Source organism: Calothrix sp. CBUCES-K 9914 (assembly GCF_059640475.1).
The window spans coordinates 1-10,205 of sequence record NZ_JBXXZH010000295.1; the positions used below are offsets into that span (position 1 = coordinate 1).

The following is a 10,205-nucleotide window of genomic DNA, read 5'->3' on the forward strand; positions in this document are numbered from 1 at the left end:
ATCTGCTGGAGGGGTAGTTGGTTTTTGATCTGCTGGAGGGGTAGTTGGTTTTTGATCTGCTGGTGCAGGTGGGGTTGTATCTGCTGGTGCGGGTGGGGTTGTATCTGCTGGTGCGGGTGGGGTTGTATCTGCTGGTGCGGGTGGGGTTGTTTGTGACGGTTGGGCTAAAGACACTTGTAAATATGGAGCTAAAGCAATAAAGACACTGCTAATAGCGACTAAAGAAGTTTTAGAAAGCAGCAAAATCAGTTTGATAAATAATAATTTTTGATTCATTGCTTAGTCTTACTATTGTGTAAATATTATGATTCTTCGTTTAAGAATAACTTGTTATCCTATTTAAAAATTAAAATATACAAAATTTGATTAAAATTAATACAAATGCTCTACCGCAATACATTGACCTAAAAAGCAAATAATTTTAAGTATCAATGATTGCTAATTTCAATATTATCTAATGAAATGCGCTCAAATCGTTGTATTTGCTTGTATTATTTTATACGCAATCAAGAACAGCACAGATTACTTTCTCCTTCAATTTTACCTTGCCGCCAAATTCCAGTTTTAGGTGAGCCACGTAAAGGTATGCAAGTTCCTTGACCATTCGGCTTATTATTCTTAAATTCGCCTTCATATCGGCAGCCATTTGTATAAAATAAGTTACCGATACCTTCGTATTTATGATTATTAAATTGACCTTGATAAACAGTTCCATTTGCAAGACGCAAGGTTCCTTTACCATGAAATAAATTTTCCTTAAATTCACCTTCATATTTATCACCATTGTAATAAATCAAGGTTCCTTCACCAGAAAACTTACCGTTAGAGAATCTCCCTTCATAAGATTTACTGCCACCTAAACCACTTGCAAAAGTCATAACTCCACAACCGTTAGGTTGATCATCTTTTAGTTCTCCATAATATTTTATACCGCCCCTTTCCCAGTTCGGTGACTTCGTTGAAGTAGACAGTGCAGGTATCTTTGGGCATACTTCGGTATTAGTTGTGCGTTGTCTCAAAAAAGTTATAGATAAAAAACCCACTGCACAAAGTATACTTGCTGCAAGTCCGGCGCCAATCAAAAGTTTCCGATTATTTTGCTGCCGTGGTCGTGAAACATTTGATACTAAAGGCGGTGGTGGTACAGACTCTGATGGTGTTGTTAGTGCTTGCAACGCTTCACGCGCGCTTTGATAGCGTTCCTTAAAGTTAGAACGCACCATTTTATCTAACACATTTGCCAAAAAGGGACTTACAGAAACCTGATCTCGCCAAATTACTTCAAAAGTGTTAGGGTCTTTCGGTAGTTCCTGCGGTCGAACTCCAGTTAAAGCATAAATTCCCAACATCCCCACAGCATAAATATCGCTGGACAACTTAGGATATCCATTTAACTGCTCGTTAGGCATGTAGCCAGCAGTACCAATAACAATAGTCATATTGGTTAGCTCTTGAGGATTGCCTTTGAGTTGGCTAATTTCCTTGACAGTTCCAAAATCTATCAACACTATCTTGCCGTCACGATTACGGCGCATTAAATTTTGTGCTTTGATGTCTCGATGTATAATATTCTGATCATGAACAATAGTTAATACTTCTAAAATGTCTTTCAAAAGTTGCGTTACCTTAGCTTCGCTTAACTTATTGCCAAAGAATATTTCTTTACTCAAATCGTGTCCATCAACATACTCCTGTACTAAATAAAATTTACCCCCTTCTTCAAAGTGAGCAAAAAGCTGTGGAATTTGACTACACTCACGACCTAAACGATACAAAGCTTTTGCTTCCTTGTTAAAAAAAGCAATAATAGCTTCTAACTCTTCTGGACTATGGCTTTGCCGAAGATTCTTTACAACACATAGAGGATGGTCTGGCAAATCTAAATCTTCAGCCAAATAAGTAATTCCAAAGCTACCACTTCCCAAGGGCTTTAGAATTTTATAACGATTGCGGAGAGTATGACCAGCAAGCATTTCATTCAACCATAAATAAAAGTAAATTATTTTTTAATCTTACAACATCTAACACAACCGCCGATTAGTATACTTAATCCGGGTTGATACGGTTAATCGTTGTTTTAATTACGATACGTAAACTCATATTCTTAGCATATTTATAGGCAAGCCCCCTAAACAATCAATCAAAATTTTAATATAAAGCGGGGGAAAATAAGTTAGACTTTAGGCTAATTTTTATGTCAATGCAGCATTTTTTTTGACGTAGTGCATAAACCAGTTCTTCTTACACTTATATATATTTTAAGTATTGAACGGCAATATTCTCGTTGCTGTAATATCTATACAAGCTAAATTATTTCCTAGTAGTTGCGTTTGAAGAGTTAAGATATGTTTCAACTAAATTAACAATAGTTTTTATTTCTAACTGAGTTCTTAAATTGATTTTGTTGGTTTAGATTTAACTTCAAACCCTTTTGATTGTAATGCTTCCAGTGAAAACTGAGGTAAAATAGTATTTGGATACTGTTTTAATGCTTGAATACAAACTTCTATCCACTGTTGAATTTGTGTGCCAGTAACATTCGTTGAATTAACTGATACTTCGTATGGCGCCGACTTACTTAATTTTTCTGCATTACAACAAAGTATTTTCTGGCAAAGATAAATTGTGAAATCTCTGGTTAATTACGTCCAAACACTTGTAATGCTTCTCTCAATTCTTTATTACTTTTACTGTAAAGAAGGCGCCAAAATCTAGAAGCTATACGATTTTTCAGGTGCCGAAGTAATAAAATATATTTTCGCTAAAAACAGTACATATTGTTACCTTATTTTTATACAGATACGTATTTATAGCAAAAAAAACGCTATTTTATAAAATCAAAGTGTGTAATGAGTGTGTTTTTTATACCAACGTCCCTACACGCGCGATGACATGAAATTTGTTTGATAAATTTTTTGTGAAAATAGAAAAATACTGATTAATACGAGATATAGTTAGTACAATCATTCGACAAAGAACATGAAGTCTAAAAAATATATAAGTAAAAACAGCGCTTTTTTGAACTGGGCGCCAACTTGAAGCTGCATTTCACATAACACGTAAATCAATACAGGGTATAAGAATGACAAAAAATCCGTTCGACCAATTTTCAAAACAGTTCTTTGAAGAATTCTTGAGTCCATATGGTCAAATTAAAATTAACGACGAAGTGCCAGGTGAATCGACTTTCGTAGATATATATTTCATACCTACAGCCAAACCAGAGCAAATACCTGAATCTCTGGGTCTACTGCGTCGCATAGCTTCTACACCGTGTTTAATAGAACCTTTCCGTAACCAACCAACATATGAAGAAGTCGAGAGTTGTTCATATAAGTTACTTGCGACTCGTAAGGAATGTAGACGTGAGGCAAAGCGTGATGAACGGAAAGCAACTGAAGAAGAACTACCGAAGCTATGGATAATTACACCTTCTGCTTCAGAAAAACTTCTTGATTATTACCGTGCCCAACCGGCTGATGGCTGGGTTAATGGTGTATATTTTAGCGCAGATGGTGATCATAGAAGGTTCATATCAGTAAATCTACTGCGTAAAGAAGCAGAAACAAGATGGTTAAGACTTTTTGGTCGGCAAACAGTGCAAGGGGAAGCAATAGACGAAATTCTGGCTTTGCCCAAAAATGATAAACGACGTAATGCTGCGCTGCGTCTATTATCAGGATGGAAAGTTACTATAGGATTAAAACCGGAAAACGATGAAGATGCGGAGTTCATGATGATAGTATCAAAAGCATATGCCGAATGGGAAGAAGCTACGGAACGTCGAGGATTAGAGCGTGGTATCGAGCGTGGTATCGAGCGTGGTATCGAGCGTGGTATCGAGCAAGGTCAACGCATCGTAGTCGAGAATTTGCTTAAAGCGCGCTTTGGTACACTTGACGCTGAGTTAATAAATATTATTCCATCACTTTTAGCGCAACCTACCGAAGAATATACTCGTTTACTTTTACAATTATCTCGTGAAGAGTTAATTAGTCGCTTTAATCAAGCATAGCCACTGTAATATAGCAGTCCTAGATGATTTATAAAAAATTGTAAAATGTAGAGACGCGATATATCGCGTCTCTACACATGCGGATTTTACAAATGATTTAGGAATGCTATATCATCTTAATATTAGGCGCCGCTTTCAACGTGGCGCCTGCAACTATTCTCCTAAATCAAGAACTGAAAATGACTGGTTAATTTGATTACTTGATATTGTTACTCTTGTGGAGCGGGCATCCCGGAGCGCCCCATATATCCAACCCTTATCTCGATGACTTAATAGCAGCAGCCAAAGCTTCTAACCCAACAGTAATAGGTGTACTCAAAAAGTAACTAAGATGGTCGCAAGGTACTTCTTGAATGCTAGGAGGAAATGCGCGTCCCTTTGGAATACTCGTAATGCTGTCCACTTTCACCGCAATATCATTAGGTATGCCAAAGAAGGGTAATTCCACAACCTTATTAAACAAACGTTGTTGCAATCGTTGTATTATGGATTCTTGACCTGCCTGTTGCTTCAAGGCTGCGGGAATAATAGAAGTATTACCAGCGATAATTGAATAAGGAATGCCTGGGTCTTCACTTGCTGCGAGATTATGGATAAAATCAGAATTTGGGTTCATTTCAGCCATAGCTACCCGAATATTTTTTTCCAAAGTACCCATTAACATAGCTATCACTTTTGCAGGATAAACAACTGTAGAAAGACCATTAAGTGCAATAGCTAGAGTCAATTTTACCCAATCTTCTGCCACAGACCAAGGAGAACCTGCATTTGGTGTACCTAACATAATTAGGTGTTGGACAACTTTGTTACCTTTTTCTCGCTCAATAAACCATCGAGATATCAAACCACCCATTGAATGAGCGATAATGTGTAGTTGCTTACCGTGGTTTTCCGATAAACCTACATCTGTTAGTCGTTGTTTTAAATATTGGGCGTTCTGCTCAATTTTCGTGTTCAGATTTTCGTAATCAAAGGTGAGAATTACATCATAAAATTCGCTGATAACCTTTTGTTCATTAGATTGCCCATTAGATTTTAGAACAGGTTGTTTAATTGTGGATACTAAACTTTCTGTATCGCCCACAATTCCGTGGATATAGACGGCAATTCGTTTTGCTTGCGCTACCTTCTGCTTGATATAATTCTCATCCCGCATATAAGTTACTTTCTCGTCCTCTGTGACTTCAGCAACTGCTAAAATAGGGTACTTAAATTCTCTCCCCAAACCCTGGCTAATTACTTTTTGAAAGAAGATTTTAATCGAACCTTGCACGCTACGTTCTCCCTCGCTAACGGGCGCCGGTAATCTTTCTAAATTAATTTCTACTAAGCCATTTGGAGTTGTTTGACCGTAACCTAATGGCAAGAAAAATTCACCATCATAACCGTAAGGAAGTAGGTATTCATTTTCTGCTAATTGTGCATCAACTAATAATTTTAGAGGCGCCTCTTCTGTCACAACTTCATAGTCTGTAACATCGCTCAGTTCCAGTACATTTAATCCTGGGTCTGTACCGCGACTGGGAGTAAATTGGAAGGGTTGAATAATTTCTGGATTTTCCCGCAAGATAGGAGGTACAATTTTATTACCCACATCTCGGCTAACTTGTGGCGTGGTTGTAAGGCGAACATTTGCTGTCAAGCTAGGATGGGGTTGTAACTTTACACCTATTCCTACTTGTTGTGGTTGTTCCTTAGAAACAGGGGTAGAATCCAAAGGACGAACTGTAGTAATTATAATTTCCTCTGTGTACCAATCGTCAACTTTGGCGCCATTACTTTTGGCTGTAATTTCACGATTTTGAGTGCGCTCCATCAATCGTTCAAGACTACTTTGACTTGAAGATTCCATATTTCTTAATATCGGTCTTGGAGCATCAAGTTGCTCTTGATTTAGCAATCTAGCATCAAATTCATCGTTACTTACAATCAATTTGATAATATCTTTGTACTCAGTAATTCCTAGTTCCCAATACTCATCTGGGACGGATAGTTGTAACCGTTCTCCATCTAAAGCATAAGCTTCTTCTCCAGGTTGCAACATAATGCTACCTGACTCAAAAAATGGTGTACTAATAGAAAAACTATCTGAAAGATCAACTAAAGCGCAGTAAAGTGGTTTCTTAGATGTGTTGGTGAGTTTCAGTTTAAATTCTGGTTGTTGCCACTTCTGCTCCTCATATTTATATGCCAAACGCATAGAGTTTTCTTGGGATAAGTTCTTATCAGCAAAGATAAATTCCATCTTTACATCCAATGGTTTAATCCAATTTGCCGCAGTATTTGAAAGTTGGGCAATTGTTGTCCACCGAGCAATATGTTCTAAGCGTTTAATTGCTTTATTTGCGTTGTCTTCCGTATAACCATCAATTTGAGCTACTAAAGGTCGATCATCTACCGCTCTAGTTATTATATACTGGTTATCGCGACACAATAGACGAAAATCGGCTTTGCTAATTTCTTGTTCCGTGCGTATATAAGCGGAAGGTTTACCATCAAGTCCGGCTGTTTTTAATTTTTCGACTGCTAGAATTACACCTATTTCATCTCCTTCAAAGTATACTCCTAACGGCGGTAATGGTAAACTGGCAACAACTGCTTTAAAGGTACTATCATTAGTTAGGTCTTGCACTCCTTCGATATCTATCTTGCTCTTATTTGGCAATACAGTCGTAACTTTTGCTGTACCCACAGATTTTGAAGGGTCGCGCGTATCCTCAATTGTTGCACCGAAGGGAAACAGAAGCAGTAAAGTGGTTTCGTTATTTTTGGGTGGTTGTATTCCGTGAACAGCACCACCTTCAATTACCCAACCATAAGTTTGATCATGTTGAACAATAAAATACGGAGCAGTTTCGGCGATTGCACCATCGAGGAAAAATTTGTTACTATCCGAGGTGTTATTTACTTCCAATTGCGGAGACTGATTTAACATTGCACTGCGGACAATGGCATTTACACGTCCAAACAAATCTCGATAAGTCAGGTTTCCGCTAGCTTTAGAAAGTGTATCCATCAAATAATAAGAGAAATAACCCCGATTTTCGCCTGGATATTCCTTTGCTGTTTCGTAGTTTTGACAAGCTGCTAAAAGAATATGACGACCAGACGGTGTGTTCCACCCACTCAAATGTTTATCAGGATGTTTATCGGGGTCGCGCGTATTTGATAGTTCGTTTAAATCGTCGAGGGAGAAAATAAAGCTATCTAATGGACGCGCGCGCTTGTCTGCATCTAAGCGACGTTCAAGAACTCTTTCTGATGGGTCTTTAGTACCGGAACCAGAGTGGCAACAATCCATAATAATGGTAATATGGGCGCCTTCTGGCACTTCCGAAATTAGTTTCGCCAACTCCTTATCTGCCAAGTCCCAACCGTTTTCAGTACGACTGTCGTAGCATACCAAAGTTTCATCTAGATGATCTGGTTCTAACTCCCAAAATTCAGAGGGCGCTGGTTCCTGAGAACCATGACCACTATAGTAGAATAAAACTACATCATCTTTTTGTGCTTGACAAAGATGGTTACGGAAACCATTAATAACTGCTTCACGGGTTGCTTGCTCGTCTTTGAGTATTAGTAACTTCAGTTGATATTCTTTATTATCAAACCGTTCGTTTAGATACTCTTCAATTTTCTTAATATCATTTACACAACCTTTAAGACGATGACTTGGGTTGGGATAATTATCAATACCAACAAGCAAAGCGTATATACTTCTTCTCTTGATTTCTCGTCCTACACTCAACACAGCGTTAACGACTCTAAGAACGCTATCAATTGCCTCTGTCACTTTAGCTATATTATCAGCTGTTTCAATTTCGTTGTTTAAATTATCTATTCCCTTTTTAAGTGAATCTTCATTTGAATTTAAACTTGCTAATAATTGCTCAATGCTTCTATTCTCAATTTCGCTAATTTGCCTAGCAATTTTCGCGCGCGCTTCGTTAAAATCATTTCTTTGCGCGCTAGTTTCACTTGGCATTGCAACTAGCATACTTGGCTTGTTAAGTTTTAAGTCAATTTCTCTTAACTTCGCCAAAAGTGCTTTAACATCTGCTTCTGAATTAATAGACATGGTATAAATGCTCCTGATAAATAACTATTGATTGTTAAGAACAAGCTCTGAAAACGAATTAGTCTCTTTCATAAACTTATCAATACGCTTACTAGTTTTTTCTCCCTCTACGGAAGCAATAAACGTGTCTCTGAATTCTTCTAAACTTTCACTTGCTTGATTAATTGTTAATATTACTCCAGAGTCTTGTTTCATTACCCTATTTCTTGTTTGTATCCACTTATCCTGCTCAATCTTGTCGGATGGTACAAACAAAGGCTGTATCACAAGACGAGCTTCTTGAAATTGCCGCGTTAATTTAACATCCTGCTCCATTGATTCACTAAGAAAATATAATAACTCTTTTTGTATCGTTATTTCTCGATAAATAGTATCTTTACGCTTTTCTAACTCATCTCTAATGGTGCCACGAATTCGAGCATCAAGAACTATCTTAGTCACAGATGGCAGCTTACCAATTTTGTTAAAACTTATCAGTTTGTTTCCACTAGCTTGTAACTGACCAGCGATACTTTCAACTGCAGTTTTAGTTCGAGCAGAAGAGTCAGAATCAGCTAAATCGATAAGTTTATTAAAGTACGTAAACAACAATTGATTGTGCTTACGAAGCTCCTTGATAAGTTCAAGACGTTCTATATCTGATTTAGAGAAATTATCTTCGTAGCGCTTAGTGAAAATTTTAATATCTTCGGTCGGTTGAACCCCTTGACCAATTCTCTGACTTAAAACCCTTTCAGAAGTGGTATTAACTGCTATATCTTCAGCAATATCTAATAAAGTGTTATTAGCTTTAGCAAAATTATTTCCAGCTTCAGCAAACTTTTTATAATCATCTGTAGACGCACAGCCAGTTGTACACGTTGCTAGAAGTGCAACTGCCAACAATATTTTCCTAAAATCTTGAGCCATAAGTATTTTACATTAACTTATTGTAATTTTAGATACCTTGTTACTGATGTAAAGACGGGGTGTCGTAGCTATCTGTCACAATTCAAACCTCCATTTAACGTATACGGAACTTAGCAAGCTTTCTTTTTAATATATAGATGCCACCAAAATCACTTTATGCACTTTTAAACCACGAATTTGATTTTTTACTAAATTTACTTTTCGTTACATACCTTGGTTGTTTGGCGCCTACCTATTATCCCCGTAGCATATCTGTCCCAGATGTGCGCTCTTGTCAGGCGAGACGCCGTGAGCCGACCAAATTTAATGACACAGACTAGTAGTGGTCTGTGTGAATAATTTTAGTGTGTAGAAAAACGAACCGCAAAGTACGCAAAGTACGCAAATAAAGAATTAATGACAATGCTCAATTGCTTGAAAAATATTGGACAAACAGTGGGTTTGGAGTGTCGCTATGCCTTAATTATTTGTGACGGTAATATTTAACTTAGGAGAAAAAGAAGCCATTACCGAACTTGCTATTGCTACTAAGATGTCGCACGTTAGTGGCGTTAAAGTTGGTTGATACAATTTTGATCCCCTACTTCCTGTATCGAATAAGGGATCAATAGCCAAGGGCGTTCGTTTTATCGTGATAATGACGGCATAGAACTTCTTTCGTTCTCTGGTGGACAATATATACTTCTACCAAAACTGTCGCCTGTTTCTGCATCAATCACTTCTACAATTTTAGCATCATCAATGCAGGTCATTCTACCTCGCGCTGGTCTGAATTCGCCTGGAACAAAGCCACTAATCATCCATATCATGCGGTTATTTGAATACATTGTTTTATACTGTCCTGTTTGTGCTGCAAACTCTCCATAAGTAGTTAGTTTTGCTTCTAATATTCGCATATAACCTGAGTTCTTGATAGCATCCTGCATCGTTATTAAACTAACTGTTGGCAAATTATTATTTGCAGGGTATGTTTTTACTTGGTTAAGAAAATACTTCTGTACTTCTGAATTTGACGGCGCCTGACTCTTTTTTGTTGGCGCCTCGGAAGCCGTAACAGTCTGAACTAGTAAAAAAGTTGTTATTTTAGCACATATACAAATGTAGAATGAAGATTTTGTAAAATTTTTTAACATTATTGTACTATCAAAACTGTCACAGAAGACCGTTGTTAGTACAATAATGTACCTTTGTATCTTACAGGAC

6 protein-coding genes are annotated in these 10,205 nt (G+C 37.4%); 1 reads left to right on the forward strand and 5 read right to left on the reverse strand.

Annotated features, from left to right (window positions below; all coding sequences use genetic code 11):
- Both AC2JBO_RS38480 and AC2JBO_RS38485 read right to left on the reverse strand, forming a co-directional pair.
- On the reverse strand, positions 1 to 276 hold a 276-nt coding region (locus AC2JBO_RS38480), incomplete at its 3' end, for a hypothetical protein (protein WP_496958906.1).
- Positions 277 to 506: 230 nt separating this feature from the next.
- A complete protein-coding gene (locus AC2JBO_RS38485; protein ID WP_496958907.1) occupies positions 507 to 1,973 on the reverse strand; it encodes a protein kinase domain-containing protein in 1,467 nt (488 codons plus the stop codon).
- Between the two features lie 1,109 nt (positions 1,974 to 3,082).
- Here AC2JBO_RS38485 and AC2JBO_RS38490 point away from each other — a divergent pair.
- A complete protein-coding gene (locus AC2JBO_RS38490; protein WP_496958908.1) occupies positions 3,083 to 4,015 on the forward strand; it encodes a flagellar assembly protein H in 933 nt (310 codons plus the stop codon).
- A 256-nt stretch (positions 4,016 to 4,271) separates the two neighbouring features.
- Here the strand turns inward: AC2JBO_RS38490 and AC2JBO_RS38495 are convergent, their stop codons facing one another.
- The 3 genes from AC2JBO_RS38495 to AC2JBO_RS38505 all read right to left on the reverse strand — a co-directional run.
- The gene (locus tag AC2JBO_RS38495; protein ID WP_496958909.1) at positions 4,272 to 8,093 is read right to left on the reverse strand and encodes a caspase family protein; all 3,822 of its coding nucleotides are present in this window, start codon (positions 8,091 to 8,093) and stop codon (positions 4,272 to 4,274) included.
- A gap of 24 nt (positions 8,094 to 8,117) precedes the next feature.
- The gene (locus tag AC2JBO_RS38500) at positions 8,118 to 9,002 is read right to left on the reverse strand and encodes a hypothetical protein (RefSeq protein ID WP_496958910.1); all 885 of its coding nucleotides are present in this window, start codon (positions 9,000 to 9,002) and stop codon (positions 8,118 to 8,120) included.
- Positions 9,003 to 9,628: 626 nt separating this feature from the next.
- Positions 9,629 to 10,205, reverse strand: a 577-nt coding sequence (locus AC2JBO_RS38505; RefSeq protein ID WP_496958911.1) for a hypothetical protein, incomplete at its 5' end; no start/stop codon positions are given.

Excerpts from the sequence above, each read along its gene's own strand:
- AC2JBO_RS38490 (WP_496958908.1), top strand. The coding sequence starts at position 3,083 with ATGACAAAAAATCCGTTCGACCAATTTTCAAAACAGTTCTTTGAAGAA.
- AC2JBO_RS38485 (WP_496958907.1), bottom strand. The coding sequence starts at position 1,973 with ATGCTTGCTGGTCATACTCTCCGCAATCGTTATAAAATTCTAAAGCCC.
- AC2JBO_RS38500 (WP_496958910.1), bottom strand. The coding sequence starts at position 9,002 with ATGGCTCAAGATTTTAGGAAAATATTGTTGGCAGTTGCACTTCTAGCA.
- AC2JBO_RS38495 (WP_496958909.1), bottom strand. The coding sequence starts at position 8,093 with ATGTCTATTAATTCAGAAGCAGATGTTAAAGCACTTTTGGCGAAGTTA.